This window comes from Streptococcus sp. CCH5-D3 (genome assembly GCF_001556435.1).
Taxonomy (GTDB): Bacteria; Bacillota; Bacilli; order Lactobacillales; family Streptococcaceae; genus Streptococcus.
Genome location: NZ_LSIW01000041.1, coordinates 1 through 23,602, shown reverse-complemented (window position 1 = coordinate 23,602; position 23,602 = coordinate 1). Strand labels below are relative to the sequence as shown.

Sequence of the window (23,602 nt, the reverse complement as noted above, 5' to 3'; positions counted from 1 at the left end):
GTCGAATCGCGAGCAACTTCGAACAAGTGCAAATAGGTTCAGGATGACCCCTACCTCGGCGAAAAATATCGCCTACCCTGAGCAGAGCGTGTTTCAGGCATTGATAGATATAAGCTAGTCCTGTAATCCATCACGGTGAAAGCATCATTTTTGAGCAGAGCATACTGTCTGAAAGCTACTCTTAACGCTCATCCTTTATCTATAAAAGAACGGTTATACCCTTTTGAGAGCATACAAAAGCCCCTGAGGGCAGACCCTAGGGATGCTTTCATTCTTATATATACGTCATTAGTATAGGCTAATTTGATTTAAATTGCAAGAGAAATAACATTTTACCAAAAAATCGGTGGGTATTTTACAATTTTTGCATATAATAGAGCTAAAAAGCAACTGGTTTTAAGAATTCTTATCTAAAACATTCGGAAATTCCCCTTAACCGTAGCGGAAAGTTGTTTTCTTCTCCTATTTATAATAGACTATCACTAACATTAGATGAAAAGGTGACTCTATGACTATAAATCAACTGCTTCAAAAGCTGGAGCCTACTAGCCCTATCCTTCAAGCTAACTTTGGAATTGAACGCGAAAGTCTTCGTGTCGATAGACAGGGAAAATTAGCACATACGCCTCACCCTTCCTGCCTAGGAGCTCGAAGTTTCCACCCTTATATTCAAACAGATTTTTGTGAGTTTCAGATGGAACTCATCACACCAGTTGCTAAATCTACCACTGAGGCTCGTCGATTTCTTGGAGCCATTACCGATGTAGCTGGACGTTCCATCAGTAAAGATGAACTTCTCTGGCCCTTGTCCATGCCTCCTCGTATCAACGCCCAAGAAATCCAAATTGCCCAACTGGAAAATGAATTTGAACGCCATTATCGTAACTACTTGGCCGAAAAATACGGAACTAAACTACAAGCCATCTCAGGTATCCACTATAATATGGAACTAGGGAAAGATTTGGTTGAGGCCCTATTCCAAGAAAGTGACCAGATTGATATAATTGCTTTCAAAAACGCCCTCTATCTTAAGCTGGCTCAGAACTATTTGCGCTATCGTTGGGTGATTACTTATCTCTTTGGTGCTGCACCTGTTGCTGAGCAAGACTTCTTCGACCAAGAAGTGCCAGAACCCGTGCGTTCCTTCCGAAACAGCGACCATGGTTATGTCAATAAGGAAGAAATCCAAGTATCTTTTGCAAACCTAGAAGACTATGTCTCTGCCATCGAAAACTATATCGAACAAGGTGATTTGATTGCAGAAAAGGAATTTTACTCAGCTGTTCGTTTCCGTGGACAAAAGGTTAATCGTTCCTTCCTTGACAAGGGAATCACTTACCTGGAATTCCGTAACTTCGACCTCAACCCCTTTGAGCGTATCGGTATTAGCCAAACTACCATGGATACCGTACACCTACTCCTTCTAGCCTTCCTCTGGATGGATGCCCCTGAAAATGTTGATCAGGCTCTGGCTCAAGCTCACGCGCTGAATGAAAAAATTGCCCTCTCTCATCCTTTAGAACCTCTACCTTCTGAAGCTGAAACTCAGAACATTACGACAGCTCTAGACCAACTGGTGCAACATTTTGGGCTTGGTGACTATCATCAAGGTTTGGTCAAACAAGTTAAAGATGCCTTTGCAGATCCTAGTCAGACACTAGCTGCTCAACTTCTTCCTCATATCAAAGACAAGTCCCTTGCTGACTTTGCCCTTGACAAGGCTCTTGCCTATCATGATTACGACTGGACTGCCCACTATGCCCTTAAGGGTTATGAGGAGATGGAACTTTCTACCCAGATGCTGCTCTTTGATGCCATTCAAAAAGGGCTTCATTTTGAAATCCTAGATGAGCAGGATCAATTCCTTAAACTCTGGCATAAAGATCATGTTGAGTACGTCAAAAATGGTAACATGACCTCAAAAGACAACTATGTAGTTCCTCTTGCCATGGCTAATAAAACCGTGACCAAAAAAATCCTGGCTGATGCTGGCTTCCCTGTCCCTGCCGGCGATGAATTTACTAGTCTAGAACAAGGTCTAGCCTACTATCCTCTTATCAAGGGCAAGCAAATTGTGGTTAAACCAAAATCAACCAACTTCGGTCTGGGCATTTCCATTTTCCAAGAGCCTGCCAGCCTTGATAACTATAAGAAAGCCCTCGAGATTGCCTTTGCAGAAGATACAGCTGTTCTTGTTGAAGAATTTATCCCAGGAACTGAATACCGTTTCTTCATTCTGGACGGGCGTTGTGAGGCTGTTCTCCTTCGTGTCGCTGCCAATGTTGTCGGTGATGGCAAACACACCATTCGTGAATTAGTCGCTCAGAAAAATGCCAATCCATTGCGAGGCCGTGACCACCGCTCACCTCTGGAAATCATTGAGCTAGGAGACATTGAACAATTGATGTTGACTCAGCAAGGTTATGCACCTGATGATATTCTCCCAGAAGGGAAAAAGGTCAATCTCCGCCGTAACTCCAACATCTCTACGGGTGGTGACTCTATTGATGTCACTGAGACCATGGATTCATCCTATCAAGAATTAGCTGCAGCTATGGCGACTAGCATGGGGGCCTGGGCTTGCGGGGTTGACCTCATCATTCCAGATAAAACTCAGCCTGCTAGCAAGGAAAAACCTCATTGCACTTGTATCGAGCTCAACTTCAATCCCTCTATGTATATGCACACCTATTGTGCTGAAGGTCCTGGACAAGCTATCACTCCAAAAATCCTAGACAAGCTTTTTCCAGAATTGGTAGCTCTTAAACATCAAAACTAAACTGTCAACATATAAAGCACCTTTGTCAACATGTGAGATTCTGAGGTCCTAACAGTTTGAGTATTGGTTGCTGTTAGGTGTTTTCTTCCTTTCCAATTTAGACCCTTTCGTTATATTTTCTATCACTCTATTTGTTAGGCCTTAAACCTCATTTAATACTATTCCTTTGATGATTCATCAAAGAAATTTTGGCACAAAAAAGCGCCTGTCATAAGGCAACAGATGAATAACCTCAAATAGTTCTTTCAACTAGCGCGCCTTCGTTCTACCATTAAAGCACTAGGGGTGCAATATCAAATACGTTTCTATGATAGAATATCCTCGTAGGTTATTAGCCTACCTCATAAATCAAACTTTTCTTTGTACCTGGTTGACTCCGTGCTTTTTCAGGTACGACAAAAAACCAGGGACGGTCTTTCCCTGGTTTTTGTTTTCTAACTAACATCTTTTTATTTCTTTCTAACGTGTTTTGCGATATGTTTTGAATCTCTATTATATCTCAAAACATCAACAGCACAATTGATGATTTGTGTGGAAATTGTGATTAATGCAATAATCATCTCCGTTGGTTGCATGTTGCCACCTCCTTTTTCTTGTTTATACTTTTATTATTCCTTTTTTTATTCTAATCACGACTAATATTGTAAAATTGATAATAAAATTTGAGATAAGATGGACTTCCACGCGCAGGCTGGTAGTTGATTAGGTGTTTAGACAAAGATTCTTCACTTGATTCCTTCTTTTGTCTCCGACACTTAGCATAGTAGTGTTTAGACGAACGACGAGCAGCAAGCACCGTGCTTGCCAAAGTAATGAGGAACATTAGTAAAACTACCCACTTTGTTACCAACTCTAAAAACTGAATTAAATTGCTGCTGTGTTGAATCATTCTATTCAACAAATCTTTTATAAATTCTGCCATTGATGGGCTCCTTTTCTATACAAAATTATTATTCTCGATTTTATTTTTAAAAAAGAAAATTATTGAAAGCATAAAAACTTTTTAGTCTTCCATAGCATGTGTACTTTTGATTATAGCCGATTTTTTGCACACCATTTTAAAACTAACTTTAGCCAGCCTTATAAATTCTTCCATAAAAATCAGACTTTTTTGCCAACATTATTATGCTTGATTTTTTCTGTATAAAAGAAAATTGTTTAAACCATAAAATTCTCTCATGCCTACTAGTCTTTTTTATTATAAAAGATAGTCACTTTTCAATCAGTAAGATGACATTTCAAGTCTAATTGATATACCTCTTGCATTTGCATAAGTCCCCTTTCGTTTTTTGTGTGATTAAGTAGCTGATTTTTAGCACACTATATATAGTTCTGAGTAGGGAATTACAAAATAACATTTCGAATTTTGTTTTTCACTGCTTTCTCGGTGTTTAAGATCGGTTTCCTTTGCTTTAGTTCATCTCACATTGTTTATTTACAGTTTGACTGGTATAATATTCTTTGTAGGCTTAAGCAACCTACAGCATATACTTTTTTCATAACGTGTCCTCTATGACACAAAACAACAGCAATCTTTTTCTTTTTAGATTTATGCGCCTCTTCGCCTTATTAGGCCTTGGGGTTTTCATAACAACAAAAAAGGCTAGTGCATTTGCACTGGCCTTTTTGGTCCTCTTCAGATTATCTATTTTGTGGTTTATATGTGGTATAGGCTGTCCATAATATGCGCTCTAGCAACCCTTACATATGCGGATTATAGTTCATAAAGGCGCTTTTACTCTATTAGCCTTACTCTCCTGCTTCTTCCTCAGGATGCGTTTCCATGTACTGGATGTGTTGTATATAGGCATCTTGAGCCTGATTGAAAGCTTCCTGATCACTATATGGATAATCTATATAAAATATGTCCCGCCAGCCATTAAAGGTTTGGCTATTGTAAAAACCTTGAATCTTAGTCGGAAGGAAATCCTTGTTGTAACTGATCCGCAGCTTAAGCAAGGTCTTATCCTGAAACTGAGTGATGATACTGTTGGAGGTTTCTTGACCTTCCAGACTAGACCAAACGTTATTCAGAACGATGTCCTGACTATAATGGTTAGACTTAATGCGAGCCTTATCCACAGGTAGCTTTTGAGTGGCCACTAAAAGGTAGGACAGCTCCCCCTGAAAATAAGCCTCAATGGTCAAATCTCCAAGACTGGAGCCATATAACAGACCATCTTTAATAGCAATATTTGACCCAAAGAGTCTCTGACCAGCCACATCAAAGGACATCCCCTCATCCTGCCCGTAGAGCTTGATGGCATAGGCATCCCTTACACGATAGAAATTTTTAGCGACAAGAACACTATCAAGGGTTTCAGTCTTTTTTGTCTCCACCTTGGGGATTGTAGGTTTCTTGGTAAAAGCTGTCAAACCCATTAAGCACAAGATGAGAGCGAATATAATCAAGGTAAGCATTGTAGACCTGGAGACGGTCTTCAGCTTTAACTTGTTTCCATGTTTCAAGGTCTTTCAGGCCTCCTTTTTTAACAATATCAGCATAGCGCCCACCATTTAAGACATTCTTGGCATTTTTCCACTTTTTAACCATCTTGCGTCTAATCGCATTATCCGCAGGGTGACGAACATCGAGATAGGTATGGCTATTATTGAGATAGGCTGGTAGGTCAGCATTCAAGCCCTTAGACAGCCCATAGTTAGCAGAATCAGTATCGGCAATGTCAGCACCGTCTTCAATCTTATAATGCTTAGGATTAGAGTCGATGCTACCGTCTTTCCTTTTCTTGTAGACATTCCACTCAGAGACAAATCTCCCCGTATCCATATTGACAATAAACTCAATAAAACGGGAATTGCTAACTCCGTATGGGCCCATGACACTGGTCTGAGGTAGCTGAATTTTCATGTTCTGCGGATAGGTAAAGTCTCCCAAGCTTCGATTATGGTAGGAAGCACCCGTAGTGTAATCCAAATGAATCTTCTTGTCCTTGCTGTAGGCCAGAAGTTTGTCTAAATCTGTCTTGCCCTTGTAGTTGGTCCTAATATAGTCCATGGACTGCTTATCAATCCAAGACCTAAAAAGATGGAGCTTGATACCTAAGTCATCCACCCCAAGCCCTAGATCCGTCTGATAGGTCTCCATAATAGCCTCACGGAAGTAACTATAAAAAGGACTGGTTGGCTCTAGCTTCTTGGAAAATTTATAACCTGACTTCCCTAACTGGAGGAACTGGTACTTGTCCACATAAACCTGCATGTGCTCCATAACCAAATTGAGCTTGTCATGATTAGGTAGTTGAGAAGCTTGGAAAAAGGCCGTATAGGTATCTGAGCCCACTTCCTTACTTTCTTGGTCAATATCCCGTAGAACCTTGTCTAGCTGGGTCAGAGAAGTCTTCTTCATCTTACTTCTCACCTGAGCCACATAAGCCGGCTTAATGCCCTGATCCCAGTGGTCACGAGCCATAATAGCATCTGCCTTTTGTGAAATCAAGGTCAAGCGTTTCTGATAAGACGCGTCCTCCAAGGCCAGCTTTAAAGCCTTTGATGGCGTCGCTTGAACCACAGATAAATCACCGTAGATATCAGACTTTAGGACAAGATTTACCTGCATATCATAGGAATGATTGATATGGAGAACGAGGTAAATCTTCCCGTCTTCCTTCCTAACAGACAAAGCATCGAGTTGATAAGATTGGATAACCCCAGCCTGACTAAGTGCCAGTCTATCTATATTTTCCAAAGAATCCTGATAAATATAGGAAATCTCAGGGTCTTTGACCTTCTTTACCAAAGAGTGATTGCGCTGTCGATTGAAAACCACAAGACCAAGTATGAGGATTACAGCCAGGGCACTTGCCAGATACTGTAAAATTACTTTCTTCATAGTACTTCCATTATAGCATAGGAGGACAAAATATTCTGAAAAGGATTGGCAAACGTTGAAAACAAATGAAAAAAACAGGCCGACTAAGACCTGTTTGAATGAATTGTTTATAAATCGCTCAAGCGACGATGTTTGATACTAAAATCAAAATAAGCATTTTCCTGAAGTTTGTGGAATATGTCTCTGTAGGCTTTTTCGTCAAAGTGATCGCTACGATAGAGAATCTCAAAGCTCAAACCTTCGTATTCCAAGAAGGCATTAGAAGTCTTAAAACCATTACGCTTGTAGAAATCCCAACGCGCCACACGTTGCTCAGGATTGTCATTGGGTTCATCCAAGCGCTCTACTTCCAAGACCATAGAACGAGATGGTCCATAAAAGTCCACCAGTTTATCAATAATCTCACTTCCGTAGCCATGACTCCGCATTTGAGGTACGATGGCGAAGAAGCTCACATAAAAAACTTTGGCATTGTAGAGAACTGAGGCAAATCCAACAAAATCATCCTCGTCATAAAAGGCAAAGAAATGATAATCATCACGACCATCCAATTTTAAGAAGTCACTTAATGGAATACGTTCTTCTTCTGGAAAGGCCTCGTTGTTTAAGCGCTCTACCCTATCTAATTCTGGAAACTCTTTGGTAATCAATTGGCTGCGTAAAGCCATAAATTTCCCCCCTTTTTGATGCTTATACCTATAGGTCATTATAACATCTTGATAAGCAAGTGCAAGTTTCAAGGGCTAAGATAAGTCTACTGGTAAACTCCTACTGCCGTGTATAAATGCTGCTTGGCTGTCTACGACTCCTCTCTTCTTAAAAATAAAAAGACAACGACCATTTCTAGCCTTTGTCTTTTTGTGATTCATAAGCTATCGCTTATTTTTTCAATTCCCAAATTTCTTTAGCATACTCTGTAATCGTATCATCTGAAGTGAACTTATGAGATTTAGCAATATTTGCCAAGCTCATACGTGCCCACTTGTCATGATCACGATAAAGCGCATCGATTTTCTCTTGAGCTTCTACATAAGCGGTGAAATCTTCCAAGAGGAAGTACTCATCGTTGTGGGTGATGAGGGCTTCATAGATTTCAGTACCTTCAGCTTGAGCCTTTGGAATCGTACCGTTAACAAAGGTATCAACGACACGACGAACGACTGGGTTATTCTCATAAACTGCACGAGAGTAGTAATCGTGACGTGCATAGTGTTCATAAACTTCGTCCTTGTCCATACCGAAGATGACAACATTCTCATCGCCTACTTCATCCTTGATTTCAATGTTGGCACCGTCAAGTGTTGCCAAGGTGATAGCACCAGTCATCATGAATTTCATGTTTGATGTACCAGATGCTTCTTTAGAAGCCAATGAGATTTGCTCAGAGACATCAGCTGCTGGAATGATAAGTTCCGCAAGACTGACACGGTAGTTTTCTAGGAAGACAACTTTAAGTTTTCCTTGAAGGCTTTCATCATTGTTAACAAGGTTGGCAACTTCGTTGATGAGCTTAATAACTGATTTTGCGAAGTGATAACCAGGAGCAGCTTTGGCACCAAAGATGAATACACGAGGTACCATGTCTTTATCTGGATTATCTTTAAGGTCCCAATAAAGTTTGATGATATGAAGAAGGTTAAGCAATTGACGTTTGTATGCGTGAAGACGTTTAACCTGCACGTCAAAGATAGCATCTGTAGACACTTCTACGCCTGTTGTTTCCTTGATGTAGTCTGCCAAACGTTGTTTAGCAGTTTTCTTAACTTGATAGAACTGGTTCAATACTTCCTTGTCATCCAAGTAGGTTGTAAGATTTTCAAGCTCATGGATGTCGTTACGCCAACCGTTACCAATCACGTCATCAATTGCCGCTGAAAGTTCTGGCGCTGCAATTTGTGTCCAACGACGTTGAACGATACCATTTGTCTTGTTATTGAATTTTTCAGGATAAATAGTATAGAAGTCGTGAAGGGTATCTTCTTTAAGAAGTTCTGTGTGGAGTTTGGCAACCCCATTGACTGAGTGACCACCAATAATCGCCAAGTTAGCCATGTGGACTTGGTTATCCTTCACGATACGAGTGCGTTCGATAACATCTGCAGCAATACCACGTCCAGCCATTTCAGCGATGTAACGGTTATCGATTTCCAAGATGATTTGGTAAACACGTGGAAGAACACGTTTGAAGAGCTGTTGATCCCATTTTTCAAGAGCTTCTTGAAGAATAGTGTGGTTAGTGTAGCTCATTGTCTTAACAGTCGCATTCCAAGCATCTTCCCATGAAAGACCGTATTCATCAAGGAGAAGACGCATGAATTCAGCTGGTGCAACCGCAGGGTGAGTATCATTGATGTGAACAGATACCTTTTCGTGAATATCTTTCAATGGCAAGCCCATCTTAAGGTAAGACTTAATGATTGTTTGAAGACCCGCGCTTGTCATAAAGTACTCTTGAACCAAACGCAATTCTTTACCTTCAATTGTTGAATCATCTGGATAAAGAATGGCTGTAATATCTTTCACACGACGGCGAGCTTCCAAAGTTGTGTAATCCAATTCGTATTCTTCAGGAATTTCTACATCCCAAAGACGAAGGTTGTTAATCACACCATTTTGATAACCGATTTGTGGCACATCGTAAGGCACAGCACGAAGAACTTGAGCATTCTTATAAGTTGGAACAAAACGACCATCTTCGTCACTTTCAAGGACAACATCACCAAAGAGTTTTACATAGACAATATCATGGTCTTTACGTGTTTCCCAAACATTTCCTGTTGAACCAAACCAACCATCTGGTAGCTCTACTTGGTAACCATCAACAATACGTTGTTTGAAAAGTCCGTAACGGTAACGAAGACCATTACCAAAACCTGGATAACCAGTAGTTGCAAGCGAGTCCATGAAGGCAGCAGCCAAACGACCAAGACCACCGTTACCAAGTGCCATATCATGCTCAGCTTCTACTACTTCACGGAAATCGATATCAAGTTCTGCGAATCCTTCTTTAACAAGGTCAAGAATACCAAGGTTGAGGAGGTTAGTTTCCAACATACGACCTGGGAGGAATTCGATTGAGAAGTAGTAAGCAATCTTTTCTTGATTGTCTGAAAGTGCATGGTTACGTGTAATCCATGTGTCAGTGTAATATTTACGGACCAAACCAGCCAGAGCTGTAAAAATTTCCGTTGGTGTGGCCTTAGCAACTTTAATCAACTGCTCATGATGGAGCGTGTCTTTAAAGTCACGGATGAATTGTTCTTTTGTTAAATTTTCGAGTTGCATAGAAATCCTTTCTTACTACTTCCTTATCTTCAATACACTTCTTACAGAGGCATCTATTCAGATAAGAGGGAACTGGAAATTTTCCTCAAACTTCCAAACCTTGCCAATCAAGATTCGAAACAGATATTTCAAAATCTTTATTTAAAAAACTGTCAAAACAGTCAGGTTTATTAAACACGATTAGAGTTAGTCTTCTATTCAGATTTTTAGATATCTTCTCTTTCATTGCTTTATCAGCAAGATTGAGAGATGCTATCCTGACTTTTGTCAAGATTATATAGAAGCGTTTTCAAACGCTTTACACGAAGATAACTTTTCCCTTGCGAGAAAAGTTATCTTTGCAATTATACTAATTGTTTGTACAAATCAACATATGCCAAACTTGCTGTATCCCATGAGAAGTCACGTGTCATAGCATTGTGCTGGAGTTGTTTCCAAGCATCAGCATTGTTTTCGTAAACATCGAGAGCTTTTTCAAGGGTTTGAACCATCCAGTAACCTGAGAAGTTACCAAATGAGAATCCTGTACCTGAGCCTGTCACAGGGTTGTATGGTTCAACAGTATCACGAAGACCACCAACCTCGCTAACCACTGGCAAGGTACCATAGCGCATAGACATCATTTGAGAGAGGCCACATGGTTCAAAGGCTGAAGGCATAAGGAAAATGTCACAACCAGCATAAATTTGTTGAGCCAACTCTAGGTTGAAAGTAATGTTGGCAGACATTTTTTCTGGGTAAGCGTGACCGAACCAAGAGAAAGAATTCTCATAGTCGCTGTAACCAGTACCCAAAAGAACAATCTGAACATCATGTTGCAAGATGTTGTGAAGTTCGTTGACAACCAAATCGAAACCTTTTTGGTCAGTCAAACGTGACACAATACCAATCAATGGAACGTCTTCACGAACTGGGAGACCAACACGTTCTTGAAGAGCTGCCTTGTCTTTGGCTTTACCTGACAAATCATCCACTGAGAAATGATAAGGAATGTGAGTATCTGTTTCTGGATCAAGGAGGTCCGTATCGATACCATTAACAATACCAGACAACTTACCAGATTCCATGCGCATGATTTGATCAAGACCTTTACCAAATTCAGGTGTTTGAATTTCACCAGCGTATGATGGAGAAACTGTTGTTACACGATCTGCGTAAAGAACAGCTGCTTTCATCCAGTTGAGGCAGTCATTCCAACGGAGCGTACCATCAGCATAACGCTCGTAACCAACACCAAAGATTTCCCAAAGCATACCACTGTCAAATTGACCTTGGAACTCAATATTATGGATAGTGAAGACTGTCTTAATACCTTGGTAAGCTTGAATCCAATGGTATTTTTCCTTAAGAAGGAATGGAATCATGGCTGTGTGGTAGTCATGAACATGGAGAATATCTGGAATAAAGTCCACTTTTTCCATCAACTCAAGGGCAGCCATTTGGAAGAAACCAAAACGCTCACCATCATCCCACTCACCGTATACCGTACCACGGTTGAAATACTGTTCATTATCAATGAAGAAGAACGTCACACCATCACGGACAATTTTCTTGATGCCGACATATTGACGACGCCAACCAACATTTGTATAGAAGAAGCCAAGGTCTTCAACCTGATCGCCAAACTTAGCCGATACCACATCATAATATGGGAGAATTACAGCAACTTCGTGACCATTTTTGACTAGAGATTTAGGAAGAGCACCGATAACGTCACCCAAACCGCCAGTCTTAGCGAAAGGTGCACCTTCAGCAGCTACAAATAAAATTTTCATCGTACAATATCCTCTGTTACAACGCTACCTTTTTTGATGACAACTGGATTATCTTCTGTACCGCGAATAGTAACACCTTCAGCGATTTCAACACCTTTATCCACAATCGCATACTCAACTGTAGCGCCTTTACCAACTGTAACACGTGGGAAGATAATTGAATGGCTAACACTAGAACCTTCAGAAAAGTCAACATTACGTGAAATCATTGAGTTCTCAACTTTACCTCGAACAATCGAACCAGATGCAAATTGTGAAAGCTTAACTTCAGAAGAGTCTGCATAGTATGTTGGCTCTTCATTTTTAACTTTTGTATAAACTTTTTGGTTTGGTGCAAAAAGTTTATAGAATTTTTGTGATTCCAGCATATCCAAGTTAGCATCAAAGTACGCTTTTACTGAGTGGATATTTGAAAGGTAACCAGTGTACTCGTAAGCAAAAGCATTTTCAGCAACTGCCAAATCACGAAGTACATAACGAAGCTTACGAGGTTCTTCTTTAGCTGCTTCTTCTTCCAATTTTTCAATCAAGAATGGTGTATCCACAACAAAGATGTCTGTAGACATATTGTAAACTTCTTTATCGCCACCCTGGAAGAGCTCATGACCAAGCACTTTGTCAGAGTCATCAATTTCTAAAACGCTGTTTACATCTGAAATGAGTTCTTTAGGAAGTTTTTTGTAGACCACAGTAACTTTTGGTTTTGTTGTATTGTGAAGGTGGAAAACTTGGTTAAGATCAATGTTGACCAAAACATCACTGTTAAGAGCTACAGTCTGATCTGAGCCTGAACGTTTAAGGTAAGTCAAAATTTGACGATAGTATTCCTCATCAACAGTTGAGCTTTCAACAGGAGTGTTGTAAATACCAAGGTAGTAGTGGCTGAGGAGTGTTGACAAGCCCCACTCACGACCTGAACGAATATGGTCGAAGACAGAACTGATGTTTTCGTTTTGGAAGATTCCGAAGACGCTACGGATACCAGCATTAGCCAAGTTAGACAACGGGAAGTCGATGAGGCGATATTTTCCGCCAAATGGTAGGCTGGCAATAGGACGGTGCTCAGTCAAACCACCCATGTCATGGAATCCTACGGTATTTCCTAGAATTGCAGAATATTTATCAATCTTCATCTTTTGGTACCCCCACTACTTCATTGTATCCTACGACTTGCACTTCTTCTGTACCGTCAATTTCCACACCATCGGAAATGTGTGCACCTTCACCGATAATAGCTCGTTTAATTTTTGCACCTTTACCAATAATTGCACCACTCATAATCACTGAATCTTCAACGACTGCCCCTTCACGAATTTGTGCACTTGTTGAAAGCACAGAATGTTTAACAGTTCCATCAACCAAACATCCATCAACAACGAGTGAATCTTCAACATGAGCATTCTCACCAAAGAAGTTTGGTGGAGCAATCACGTTACGTGAGTAAATTTTCCATTGACGGTTACGACTATCCAAGGCATTTTCAGGAGAAATGTACTCCATATTTGCTTCCCAAAGGGATTCGATAGTACCTACGTCTTTCCAATAGCCTTCAAATTCATAAGCAAAGACGCTTTCACCTGTTTCAAGATAAGCTGGGATAACGTTCTTACCAAAGTCTGACATATCAACTGAACTCTTTTCAGCTGATACTAACATATTGCGAAGACGTTTCCAATCAAAGATGTAAATACCCATTGATGCTTTCGTAGATTTAGGGTTTTCAGGTTTTTCTTCGAACTCAACAATACGGTTATTAGCATCAGTGTTCATGATACCGAAACGGCTAGCTTCTTTAAGTGGCACATCAAGAACGGCGACAGTAAGACTTGCGTTGTTATCTTTGTGAGATTGGAGCATATCATCATAGTCCATCTTGTAAATATGGTCACCAGACAAAATCAAAACATATTCAGGATTGATGCTATCGATATACTCAATGTTTTGATAAATAGCGTGGCTGGTACCTTCAAACCAACGATTACCTTCGCTAGCTGAGTAAGGTTGAAGAATTGATACACCAGAGTTAACACCATCCAATCCCCAACTTGAACCATTACCGATATGATTGTTCAAAGCAAGTGGTTGATACTGTGTAATGACACCTACATTGTTAATTCCTGAATTGGCACAGTTTGACAAACCAAAGTCAATGATACGGTAGCGTCCACCAAACTGAACAGCTGGTTTGGCAATACTTTGGGTCAATTTTCCAAGACGAGTTCCTTGCCCACCAGCAAGGATCAAAGCCAACATTTCATTTTTCATGAATAGTCCCCCTCATGATTTTTAGTTCCATCCTCAAAAGGATGTGAGACAATCAGTCGAAACTGATTATGACAATTAAAGTAAGTTCCTCAGTGTGGCAATAGTTTGGGCGTCAGAAAGCTTCTTTCAACCGTGACTTTCTTGCTATCATCCCTGAAAAACAAATCGTGTACACGTTTAATTCTACCCTTTATTTCAAGCGACGTTTAACACGCCAGATACTTGCTCCAAGAGCTGGCAATGTGAAGCTAAGGGTATTTTCATAATCCTTCCACTTCGCCTTTTGGGTACGAGTTTCAGGATTTCCTTCTTTCCAGACACCACCGAATTCTTCCATCTCAGTGTTAAGTACTTCTTGATAAATACCAGCGACTGGCAATCCAATAGTGAAGTCTTGACGTTCCACTGGAGCTAGGTTGAAGACACAGACAAGGAAGTCACCCTTATCGCCTTTGTCATCCTTACGAATGAAGGAAAGCACACTTTCAGCACGGTTATCCGCGTCAATGATTTCAATACCATCGTAAGAATCATCAATCTGCCAGAGAGATTTATGGTCCTTGTAGAAAGCATTCATATGGCTAGTAAAGGCCTGCATCTTCTGGTTCATCTCATCTTCAAGATTACCCCATTCGAGTTGATAATCAAACTTCCACTCCAAGAATTGACCAAACTCAGAACCCATAAAGAGCAATTTCTTACCTGGGTGACAGAGTTGGTAAGCATAGAGGTTACGAAGACCAGCAAATTGATTATAGCGGTCACCCCACATCTTATGCATCATGCTCTTCTTACCATGAACCACTTCATCATGTGAGAAAGGTAGAACATAGTTTTCATTGAAGCAATACATGAAACTGAAGGTCATCAGATTGAAGTCATACTGACGGTAAACTGGATCTTCTGCGTAGAATTTGAGGATATCGTTCATCCAACCCATATTCCATTTGAAGTCGAAACCTAGACCACCTTCTTCAATCGGTTGGGTGATTGGCGTTGCTGCAGTTGATTCTTCCGCAACCATCATAACATCTGGATAGCGTTTTTTAATTTCACGATTGAGTTTTTGAAGGAAGCCGTAGCCTTCCAAGTTACGATTTCCACCGTCCTTGTTAGGCATCCATGGACCTTCATCATAGTCCAAATAGAGCATGTTAGATACTGCATCCACTCGGATACCATCGATATGATAATTTTCAATCCAGTAAAGAGCACTTGAAATAAGGAAAGACTGAACTTGATTTTTTCCTAAGTCAAAGTTAAGTGCGCCCCAACGATAGTTATGAGCTCGATCATGATCCTGATATTCGAAAGTTGGTGTACCATCGAAGTAGGCCAAAGCATCGTCATTCTGTGTATAGTGACCTGGGACCCAGTCTACCAAGACACCGATATTATTCTGGTGACATGCTTCTACGAAATCTTGAAATTCTTCTGGTGTGCCATAGGTATGCTCAAAAGCAAAGTAACCCATAAGCTGGTAACCCCAACTCATCCCAAGAGGATGAGCCATGAGTGGCATGAATTCCACGTGAGTATAGTTCATCTCAACCAAATATGGAATCAACTCTTCTTTCAATTCTTTGAAAGTATAAGGTTGACCATCCTCTTTTAGTTTCCAAGATGATGCATGAGCTTCATAGATATTAACCGGACGTTTTTGGAAACCAAAGCGTTTACGACGACCCATCCAAAGGCCATCCTTCCACTTCTTAGTTTTCTTCTTACGAATCACAGCTCCTGTTCCAGGACGAGGCTCTAAGTAAGTCGCAAAAGGATCCATCTTTTCGACGACTTGACCTCCCTTACGTTTCACCAAGAACTTATAGAGTTGTCCTTCCTCTGGGAGAGCTGAAGTCGCCTCCCAAACACCGATATGGTTTTTGGTCATATCCAGAGGTTCATCAAACCAACCTGTGAAATCTCCAATTACCTGAATCTGCTCAGCATGAGGGGCCCACACACGGAAGATAAAACCTTCTTCTCCCTCTAATTCATGCACACCCAAATAATTCTGAAGGTGGAAGTTCTCACCTGTTCCAAATGTGTACATGGCTTCATCGAGATTCATACCATCACTCCTTTCTTAAACTAGCCTTGATAGTTCTAACTATCAAGAAATTAAAACATTGAAATATATGTAAATACACTAGAAAACCCTTCAGACCGATAGGGCTTACAAGTAAACAAAACCACTTATGTAAGCGTTTACTGTATTATAACATTTTTTGACATTCTTGTCAGTAAATCTCCAAATCTTTTTTCATATTATCGAACACAAAAGTCTTACGTAATTTTCCAGAAATATGTAATTCAACAATACCTGAATCGTACTCAGCTTTTGCGACATAGAGATTATCGTAAATATCTGCATATGAACGATATGAAAATTCTTGTACGGTTTGCTTACGCTCAATTAATTTGGCAACTTTAGCAACCAAGTCTTTCTTAAGAGTCACTTGATTCCAATCCACCTGATTAACAGCATCAGGGGCATTGTAGCTATTCATGGCACGCTTAACATCCGCTTCCGTGTAATTTCCATCTTCACCTGTTGCAACCATCTTACTACGCTGGAATTCTTGTCCCAACTGCATGAAACACATCCCTTGCATACTTAGATTAAGAGCATTTGCCAAGTAAATACGTTTTTCAATATCTTCTGGCGAATCATGTGGATGCAAATGATGCATAAGGTCATTCAAATTGTAGTTGTCGTGCGCTTCGATATAGTTGAGGACCTGACCTGGCATGAGGTAGTTTACAAAACCACGGCTACCAAGCAGACTCTTGGCAATCTGGTCTTCCAATGGGGCTCCAGACACATAGCCGTTATTGATGTACCCATAGACCTCTGCCCCCTTGACCGCGTCACGCGCATTGTCATTGAAAAATCCGATTCTAGGCATCAAGGCTGCATTATCCTTCTTGCCCTTTTGGTCTACAGGAAGTCCAATTCCCATATCCCATCCTTCACCATAAAGAAGGATCCTAGGATCAATATCATCCATGGCCGAACGAATGGCATTCATCGTAGCAACATCATGTAAGCCCATAAGGTCAAAACGAAAACCATCCACTCCAAATTCTTCTGCCCAATAGGTTAAGGAATCAATCATATACTTACGGTACATTTCCTTTTCACTGGCTGTCTCATTTCCACAGCCTGATCCATCTTGGAAAGACCCATTGTCATGCATACGGTAGTAATAAGCCGGCACAGATAGTTGGAAAGGAGAGCTGTAAGATGAGTAAGTATGGTTATAAACCACATCCATGATAACCCCTATTCCTGCTTCATGGTAGGCCTGAATCATTTTCTTAAGCTCTAAAATTGGTGCCACGGGATTCTTTTGATCAGCAGCAAACTGACGATCCGGAACATTGTAATTTTCAGGATCGTACCCCCAGTTGTAGAGAAGCTTCCCACCTTTATCGTAGGTTTTATGGTGATCAAAGACCGGTTGCAGTTGGACATAGTTGTAGCCCATACGTTTGAGGTAATCAAAACAAGTCACATCTCCATGGGCATTTCTAGTCCCTTTCTGACAAGCACCTAGATAGGTTCCTCTATAGGACTTCTTAACCCCAGACGTCTCTGAAATCGAGAAGTCACGGAGGTGCATTTCACAGATTACGGATGAGCAAGCATTTGCCTTACGCCAGCTCGCTTTTTGCTTAGTAACCTTTTCATACCCTCTTGGGACAAGTCTCTTAGGATTGACCACCAAACTTTTTTTATTATCTAAGCTAAGGGCAATACTGTAGGGGTCTCTTGTATCCTGATAGAAGCTTTCCTCATGATACACACGAAATTGGTAGGCTACCCCATCCAAATCCTTTTTGACAGTGGCACTCCAAACACCGTGAGTATTCATCTCATGACGGTCCTTATTGATACTGGTTCCTCGGCTCATCTTAATGATCTTAGGGTTTTTACTGCCCTTTTTAAAAAGCAAGAGCTTCACACGACGAGCTAGAGGTGACCAAAGGCGAAACTCTGTAGCCCCTTTTTCATACTTATGACCTAACCAACCTTGAAAGCCCCACTTCTGATCAAATTCCTGTCTACGAAGTGCCATATCAAAGGCATGCTGGTCACGACCTTCGAAACTATGGCTAGTCAAGGCTGCCTGTTTAGAATAATAAACAGTTGGATCACCTTCAACTATCCAAATAGCATTGGGAGCATCCCCTAGGAAGCGTCGGACACGGTAATCATGTGTTTGCCTCGACCAGTCTTCCGTTTTGACCAAAAGATTGACAGAATCAATAAAACGATTGGAGGGAGAAGTAACCTGACCAACAAGGCCAAAATCATCCTCACGTGAAAAATGGGCTTCTTCGCCCCAATAACCATCTAGCCACTTCCACATACTGTATCTGGAATAGTCGCCATGCATACTATGAAAATGAACGGTTAATAAATTGTCCATTTTTTACTCCTTAGTTTTTGTTACTCACTCTTTCTCCTATTATAGCAAAAATTGTTCGTTTTGTAAGCGTTCTTATGGAATATTTTGCAATTTTTTGGTCTATTTTGAACATAAAAAAAGAATGAGAAAATAAATGGCAAAACACTCATTTTTCTCATTTCTTTTGTCTATTTTAATTCTTTTAAAAACCAGGCTTGAGACTCTTTCCAGTTCATTATTCTTGAGTCATCAAAACCTTACGTGGTTTGGTACCTTCAGCTGGTCCGATAACGCCTGCTTCTTCCAACTCTTCCATCAAACGAGTGGCACGGTTGAAACCAACTGACAGACGACGTTGAATCATGGAAGCACTGGCTTTTTGTGTTTCAAGGACCAAAGCCTTGGCCTCTTCAAAGAGTGGGTCACCTTCTGAGCTACCACCATTGGCAGAGGAACCTCCACCAAAATCATTTTCAGAAACTTCACCAGGATCAAAGCTCTCATCATAGTCAGCTGAAGCCTGATCCTTGATAAAGGTCACAATACGTTCCACGTCATCATCAGAGATGAAGGAACCTTGTAGACGAACAGGGTGGTTCTCATCAATCGGTTTGAAAAGCATATCCCCACGTCCGAGTAGCTTTTCTGCCCCATTTTCATCTAAAATGGTACGACTATCTGTTCCCGAAGACACCGCAAAGGCCACACGAGATGGCACATTGGCCTTAATCAAACCAGAGATAACATCAACCGACGGACGTTGAGTGGCGAGAATCATGTGAATTCCCGCAGCACGCGCTTTTTGTCCTAGACGAATGATGGCATCTTCCACTTCCTTACTGGCTACCATCATCAAGTCAGCCAACTCATCAACGATAACCACAATTAAAGGCAGGGGAATCTGTTTTTCTTGCGACTGGGAATTCCAGTCTTCCACCTTGGCATTGTAGCCAGCAATGTTACGCACACCAAACTTACTAAAGAGTTCGTAACGATTTTCCATCTCATCTACCACTTTTTGGAGAGCCTTGGCGGCCTTACGTGGGTTGGTCACTACAGGGATAAGAAGATGAGGAATATCATTGTAAACCGAAAGTTCAACCATCTTTGGATCGACCATGAGGAACTTCACCTGGTCGGGACGAGCCTTCATAAGAATACTAGAGATAATTCCGTTAACCGCAACCGATTTACCAGAACCCGTAGATCCAGCGACTAGCAAGTGAGGCATCCGTCCCAAATCAAAGCTACGAGCCGAACCATCAACCGCCTTACCAAGAGGAACTTCCAAGAGCTTATTAGGATCCGTCTTGGACTGTTCCCAAAGTTCACGGAAAGAAACCGTCGCAATCTCTGAGTTAGGCACTTCGATACCAACCAAAGATTTTCCAGGAATAGGTGCCTCAATACGGACATCTTTCGCAGCTAGAGCCAGAGCCAAGTCATCAGCTAGATTTGAAATGCGATTGACCCGGACCCCAACAGCAGGCTTGACCTCATACTTGGTCACTGACGGTCCAATTTCAGCTCGCTCAACCTTGACATCAATATTGAAACTCTTGAAGGTATCTTCTAAGATTCGAATATTCTTACGAACGATGTTCTTCTCTTTAGATTGACTCTTAGGCTTATCAGGTGCAAAGAGATCTATATGAGGTAATTTATACTGCAGGAGTTCCTTCGGTGTGAAATCAACCTCGACAGGAGCATCATCTCCCTCAACCACCATAGATGGGGGAAACTCCTCTCTTGGCAGATCCTCTGGATAAGGTGCATAATCTTCTTGGAAATTCTCATAATCCTCCGGAGGCAGATTATCATAGTAGTCCTCAGAGGCATAATCACTGATTTCAGGTTCAGGTGCAAAAATCTCAGTTTCTTGTGGTAACTCCTCTGCGGCATCATCTAAGATTTCTCCCGTCTCCTCGTCAACAGTCAAATCAGCCAGACGCTCAGCTTCGGCACGTTCTTCTGCTTCGCGTTCTTTCTGAGCCTGACGTTCTGCCTTCTTCTCCTGACGCTGAGCCGTCCGTTCCAAACGCTTCTCAGCCCCTTTTTGCCAAGCTTCCTTAGCATACTCCATGATATCCAAGACATCCCAAGGGCTAAGAATGAAAGCCCCTAAGAGAATAATCAATACCCCAATCATGAAGCTACCAATATTTGAAAAGAGGAAGGAAATCGGTTGGTACAGAAGAGCACCCAACATACCACCACCCGCAAAACGAGCGACTTGCACACTCACAAGTTCCCCAAAAAGCAAGTCCTTGGTACCAGGGAAAATATCGAGACCGCTCATACGATCTAGACTAAAGAGATAGGCGTGAAACTCCAACAAGAGCCCCGCGAAGACCATCCAAAATCCTGTGACATAGTTACTGTGTTTACGTAACCATTTAAAGCCAAAGAGATAAACATAGATAGCAAAAATTAAGGGGTAAGCCATACTCCCCACAAATACTCGAAAGAGATTATAGAGGGTAACCCCAAAGAAACCCAATCGAAAGACTGGGAAAATTAAGACAAAGGCAAAAAAGAAGGTCCATAGCATTCGCTTAATCGCCTTCTGTCTGTCTAATTCTGCTTTTGTAAGACGCTTCTTACCGTTCTTAGAAGCCGTCCCTTTTTTCGTTTTTTTCGTTGTAGCCATAAGTGTATTATACCACGTTTTTAGACATGAAAAAAGAGAGACAAGTCTCTCCTTAGATTGAAGACAAAGTCTTCTTTTGACATTATTCTTCAATTAACGATGTTGAGTGAACCGGACGATTCTTACCATCTGGATCAATATATTGAATAGCTTGGTTGATAGCGATAGGAGCTTCACCCATTCCCACAGCAATCAAGTCAATCTTGCCTTCATATTCTGCTGCATCACCGATAGCGTAAACACCTTCTTGTGAAGTTTCAAACTGGGCATTGACAGTAATGCTAGAGCGTTTAAAGTCAACATTCCAGTTACGAAGGTTTTTATTGTTGGTTGAGAAGCCAAAGCTAACAATAAGGGTATCAAGCGGCAATTCCACAACTTCATCTGACTTCACTTTTTGAACAGTCAAACTTTTGGCAAGACCACTTTCACCCTTGATTTCAAGGGGTACATAAGGTGTCATCACATTAACTGATGATTGATGAAGAAGCTCTACACTATGCTCATGGGCACGAAAAGCATCACGTCGGTGAATCAAAGTCACGCTCTCAGCAATCCCATCTAGGTGATTGGCCCAGTCAACAGCTGAATCCCCACCACCAGCAATCACAACCTTCTTGCCAGCAAATTGGTCCAAGCTATGCACATTATAGAACAAGTTATTATCCGCATAATCTTCTTCATTGTCCACACCCAAAGGACGGGGAGCGAAGGCACCATTCCCACAAGCAATGACGATAGCCTTAGACAAGTGTTGACCCTTGCTAGTAGCAATCGTGAAGATACCTTCTGTTTTTTCAAAGGTTTGAACTTCCTCTTTCAAATGAATGCTGACACGATTTTCAAAACGCTTAAGCTGGGTCAAGAGATTTTCTGTCAATTCGGCACCTGTCGTTTGAGGAAAGGCTGGGATATCGTAGATTTTCTTCTCAGGGTAGAGAATGGCAGGCTGACCACCAAGCTCTGACAAACTTTCGATAATATTCACAGTCATGCCACGTAGGCCGGCATAAAAAGCAGCCCAAAGGCCGACTGGTCCACCACCGATAATAGTAATATCGTATATCTTTTCTTCTGACATTTTATTTTCCTTCTGCTTTTATCTCTTCTAAAATCTGACGTTCTTCATCCGTAAAGTCATAGTTTTCCAAGAGGTCAGGTCGACGCTCCCAAGTCTTTCGCAAACTCTGCTCCATACGCCAACGTCGAATATTAACATGGTGACCCGACAAGAGTACATCTGGCACCTTCATGCCACGAAACTCAGCTGGGCGCGTGTACTGTGGAAATTCCAAAAGCCCTGATGAGAAACTATCATCCTTATGACTAGCTTCCTTACCTAAAACTTCAGGAATCAAGCGGACAGTCGCATCTACAATAGTCATTGCAGCCAACTCTCCCCCAGTTAAGACAAAATCTCCCAAGGAAATCTCATCTGTCACTAAGGTTTTGATGCGCTCATCATAGCCCTCATAGTGACCACAGATAAAGACCAATTCCTCTTCTTGCGCCAATTCTTCTGCATAGGCCTGATCAAAGGTACGACCCGCAGGATCTAGGAGAATAACGCGAGGCTTAGTGACATTTAACTTGTCAAAGGTATCAAAAATTGGCTGGGCACGTAGCAACATACCTTGACCGCCACCGTAAGGTTCATCATCTACGTGACGAGCCTTCTCCGCATTTTCACGAAAATTGTGATAGTTGATTTCTAGAAGGCCCTTATCCTTTGCCTTACCAACAATGGAATGCTCTAAGGGAGCAAACATATCTGGAAATAGGGTCAAGATATCAATCTTCATCGTCTAATCCTTCCATGAGCTCAACCTCAACACGTCCAGCTGCAACATCAACATCGAGAACTACAGGTGGAATGTATGGCAAGAGCAAATCTTTTTTGCCTTTACGTTTTACTACCCAAACATCATTAGCACCCGGTTGGAGAATCTCTTTGACCTGACCAATCAAAGTATCACCTTCGTAAACATCAAGGCCAATGATTTCATGGTAGTAAAATTCCCCATCATCAAGGTCTGTTAAATTTTCCTCAGCAATCTTGAGGCTGCAGCCCTTATACTTCTCCACATCATTGATATGGTAAAGCCCCTTAAACTTAACGATATCAAAGTTTTTATGTTTACGGTGACTCGCAATCTCAACATCCATGATGTAATTGTCTTTGTCATCAAAAAGGGCTAGGACACTCTTCTTCTTAAAACGCTCATCCGCAAAATCTGTTACAGACAAAACACGAAGTTCCCCCTGCAAGCCCTGTGTATTCACAATCTTTCCAACGTTATAGTATGTCATTGCATTTCCTTATTATATGTTTTCTTATTCAAATGAAACCACGACTCGACCAACTGCTTGGCATCATCTGATAACCATCACAAAACAAACATTTTACATCAGGTCAAGGTCTTGTCATTTATGATTTTAAAGTGGTATAAAATGTCTGGCCTAGGCCAGTCAACCCCTCTATTTTATCAAAAAGGACACAAAAAAACCAGCTTTCTCTAGCTGGCACTTATAGTCCGTACGGGATTCGAACCCGTGTTACCGCCGTGAAAAGGCGGTGTCTTA

16 protein-coding genes are annotated in these 23,602 nt (G+C 41.3%); 1 reads left to right on the top strand and 15 read right to left on the bottom strand.

Annotation, left to right across the window (positions count from 1 at the left end; genetic code table 11):
* The first annotated feature begins 508 nt into the window (after positions 1 to 508).
* Positions 509 to 2,779: a bifunctional glutamate--cysteine ligase GshA/glutathione synthetase GshB gene (gene gshAB, locus AX662_RS02250; RefSeq protein ID WP_060971516.1), complete on the top strand. Its 2,271-nt coding sequence runs from the start codon at positions 509 to 511 to the stop codon at positions 2,777 to 2,779.
* Between the two features lie 449 nt (positions 2,780 to 3,228).
* Here gshAB and AX662_RS11035 read toward each other — a convergent pair whose 3' ends face one another.
* The 15 genes from AX662_RS11035 to rimM all read right to left on the bottom strand — a co-directional run bounded on the left by AX662_RS11035 (position 3,229) and on the right by rimM (position 23,329).
* Entirely contained in the window at positions 3,229 to 3,354 is a 126-nt protein-coding gene (locus tag AX662_RS11035; protein WP_269449985.1) for a hypothetical protein, read from the bottom strand.
* 50 nt (positions 3,355 to 3,404) lie between these two features.
* Entirely contained in the window at positions 3,405 to 3,701 is a 297-nt protein-coding gene (locus tag AX662_RS02245) for a hypothetical protein (RefSeq protein ID WP_060971515.1), read from the bottom strand.
* 827 nt (positions 3,702 to 4,528) lie between these two features.
* Positions 4,529 to 5,119: a hypothetical protein gene (locus AX662_RS02240; RefSeq protein WP_060971514.1), complete on the bottom strand. Its 591-nt coding sequence runs from the start codon at positions 5,117 to 5,119 to the stop codon at positions 4,529 to 4,531.
* Positions 5,100 to 6,629 carry a DUF1310 family protein gene (locus tag AX662_RS02235; protein ID WP_060971513.1) on the bottom strand — a complete coding sequence of 510 codons (1,530 nt, stop codon included), beginning with the start codon at positions 6,627 to 6,629 and terminating at the stop codon, positions 5,100 to 5,102. The genes AX662_RS02240 and AX662_RS02235 overlap by 20 nt, the downstream gene beginning before the upstream one ends.
* Before the next feature lie 107 nt (positions 6,630 to 6,736).
* A complete protein-coding gene (locus tag AX662_RS02230; RefSeq protein WP_060971512.1) occupies positions 6,737 to 7,297 on the bottom strand; it encodes a GNAT family N-acetyltransferase in 561 nt (186 codons plus the stop codon).
* A gap of 211 nt (positions 7,298 to 7,508) precedes the next feature.
* Positions 7,509 to 9,914: a glycogen/starch/alpha-glucan phosphorylase gene (locus tag AX662_RS02225; RefSeq protein WP_060971511.1), complete on the bottom strand. Its 2,406-nt coding sequence runs from the start codon at positions 9,912 to 9,914 to the stop codon at positions 7,509 to 7,511.
* Positions 9,915 to 10,258: 344 nt separating this feature from the next.
* Positions 10,259 to 11,689, bottom strand: a complete 1,431-nt coding sequence (gene glgA / locus AX662_RS02220) for a glycogen synthase GlgA (protein WP_060971510.1) — start codon at positions 11,687 to 11,689, stop codon at positions 10,259 to 10,261.
* On the bottom strand, positions 11,686 to 12,822 hold the full coding sequence (glgD, locus tag AX662_RS02215) for a glucose-1-phosphate adenylyltransferase subunit GlgD (protein ID WP_060971509.1): 1,137 nt from the start codon (positions 12,820 to 12,822) through the stop codon (positions 11,686 to 11,688). Before glgD ends, glgA begins: the two co-directional genes overlap by 4 nt.
* Positions 12,812 to 13,954 (bottom strand): glucose-1-phosphate adenylyltransferase, encoded by a 1,143-nt coding sequence (locus tag AX662_RS02210; RefSeq protein WP_060971508.1) that lies wholly within the window; start codon positions 13,952 to 13,954, stop codon positions 12,812 to 12,814. The genes glgD and AX662_RS02210 overlap by 11 nt, the downstream gene beginning before the upstream one ends.
* Before the next feature lie 190 nt (positions 13,955 to 14,144).
* Entirely contained in the window at positions 14,145 to 16,025 is a 1,881-nt protein-coding gene (glgB, locus tag AX662_RS02205) for a 1,4-alpha-glucan branching protein GlgB (protein ID WP_021143825.1), read from the bottom strand.
* 169 nt (positions 16,026 to 16,194) lie between these two features.
* The gene (gene pulA / locus AX662_RS02200) at positions 16,195 to 18,390 is read right to left on the bottom strand and encodes a type I pullulanase (protein WP_060971507.1); all 2,196 of its coding nucleotides are present in this window, start codon (positions 18,388 to 18,390) and stop codon (positions 16,195 to 16,197) included.
* 214 nt (positions 18,391 to 18,604) lie between these two features.
* Positions 18,605 to 21,019: an FtsK/SpoIIIE family DNA translocase gene (locus AX662_RS02195; RefSeq protein WP_060971506.1), complete on the bottom strand. Its 2,415-nt coding sequence runs from the start codon at positions 21,017 to 21,019 to the stop codon at positions 18,605 to 18,607.
* An 82-nt stretch (positions 21,020 to 21,101) separates the two neighbouring features.
* Entirely contained in the window at positions 21,102 to 22,100 is a 999-nt protein-coding gene (locus AX662_RS02190; RefSeq protein ID WP_060971505.1) for an NAD(P)/FAD-dependent oxidoreductase, read from the bottom strand.
* 1 nt (position 22,101) lies between these two features.
* Entirely contained in the window at positions 22,102 to 22,821 is a 720-nt protein-coding gene (trmD, locus tag AX662_RS02185) for a tRNA (guanosine(37)-N1)-methyltransferase TrmD (protein ID WP_002886864.1), read from the bottom strand.
* Positions 22,811 to 23,329 carry a ribosome maturation factor RimM gene (rimM, locus tag AX662_RS02180; RefSeq protein ID WP_060971504.1) on the bottom strand — a complete coding sequence of 173 codons (519 nt, stop codon included), beginning with the start codon at positions 23,327 to 23,329 and terminating at the stop codon, positions 22,811 to 22,813. The genes trmD and rimM overlap by 11 nt, the downstream gene beginning before the upstream one ends.
* Between the last annotated feature and the right edge of the window lie 273 nt (positions 23,330 to 23,602).